Annotated in this window: 2 pseudogenes; both read right to left on the bottom strand. The window is 26.6% G+C overall.

From position 1 onward, the window contains the following. Window positions 1–1,212: pseudogene (locus B6S12_RS10585) on the bottom strand (hypothetical protein); the annotation flags it as partial. A gap of 14 nt (window positions 1,213–1,226) precedes the next feature. Beyond that, window positions 1,227–1,520 (bottom strand): annotated as a pseudogene (locus B6S12_RS10590) (hypothetical protein); the annotation flags it as partial.

Consider the following 1,520-nt stretch of genomic DNA (forward strand, 5'->3'; position numbering starts at 1 on the left):
CTCTAATGTTTCAAATTTTTTACTTAAAGTTTTATTAAGCAAGGCAACATTATCCAATTTATTAGCACCTAAATTCTCATAGTAATTAGCAATACAATAAATATTATCTAAGCTAAAATTTTTTTGAGTGAGGGTGTTTAGGTAATTAAGATAGGGGGAGAGAAAGTTATCTTTATTTGGAGTGATTCCTTGTATATTTCTAAACTTTTCAGGAAGATTATATGCCCTTGCATCACCATTATAAAATTCTTGATAAGTTTGATTTTTATTGTTTTTAGCATAAAGCAACTCATCTTCATATTTTATAATCCAATCTAAATATGTTTTATTGGGTTTTTCTTTTTCAAGATCCATGATATAATATTTGCTAATTTCTTTGCCTGTTTTTTTACTTTTCCTATGAGTATATCCAAAATTTAGTATTTTAAATATACCTATTGCCATTTTAAAAGCTCTGTTTTCTTTGTATTCAAATCCAAAAAATAGAGACTCCCAAAACCGCCTTTTGGCTATACCATAAACATTACTATTTTCAAAAATCTTCTGATATGAATTTTTATTTTTATCTTTATCATCATGTTTATAATCTAAAAGAAAATTAACCCCATATCGTAAAGTAAAGAATGCTAAGAAACGATTATCTTTATCTTTATTGCATATATCAAAGAAATATTTCCTAGAATCATCTCCAACATTAAAAGCATAAGATAAAATTCCTGCATATTCATTAGTTTCTTCATCCATTTTTAAAGTTTGGTTATTAATTTTAGAAGTATCTTGAAATATACCATTAAGAATTACTTTTTTGATTTTTATAGCCTGTTCTTTGGTTAGTTTAAAACTACTTTGTGTGGTATATTGTTGTAACAAATCATCAAGTTGCATGCGTATGGTGCTTATACTATTATTTGTTACAATTTGTTTTGTAATGTTATGAAATTCATTAATCTTGACTTTATTATCTATATTATCTAAAGCCTCTGCATCTTCTTTAGTTTTTAAATCTTTTACACTCCCAAATAATCCTAATTCATTTAATACAACAATTAACCAATTTCTTTCTCGTAAATTAGCACCATAGCCTATGGTTAAATTTCCACTTTTATCTTCATTTGCTTCATCATTATAGGGTAATGCGCCAAAACCCTCAATAGCTTTAATAAATTTAAAAACATCTTCTAAATATTCTGTATTTTTTGTTGTTTCAAACATCAATTATTCCTTTTTTAGTAAGTGCATTTTAGCTCTCTTTTATTACCTTTTAAAAGATAAATGCGTGTTTTTGGATAAGTAGAATTCTCAAAATTAAATTTAAAGTCATAAATGGGCTTACTTTCTCCTGTTGTTTGATAAGTAGATTTCTCATCACGACTAAATCTGTAATTATAAAGGGTAATATAATTTTTACCTTGAAACTCCATAACTCCATAGGATAAATAGCTTAGTATAGGATGATCATAATCAAATTCTAGCCGTTGTGAAATCTTATTGCTTGGCATAGCATATGCGCCAAATGCCAT

This window comes from Helicobacter valdiviensis, assembly GCF_003245365.1.
Lineage (GTDB): Bacteria > Campylobacterota > Campylobacteria > Campylobacterales > Helicobacteraceae > Helicobacter_D > Helicobacter_D valdiviensis.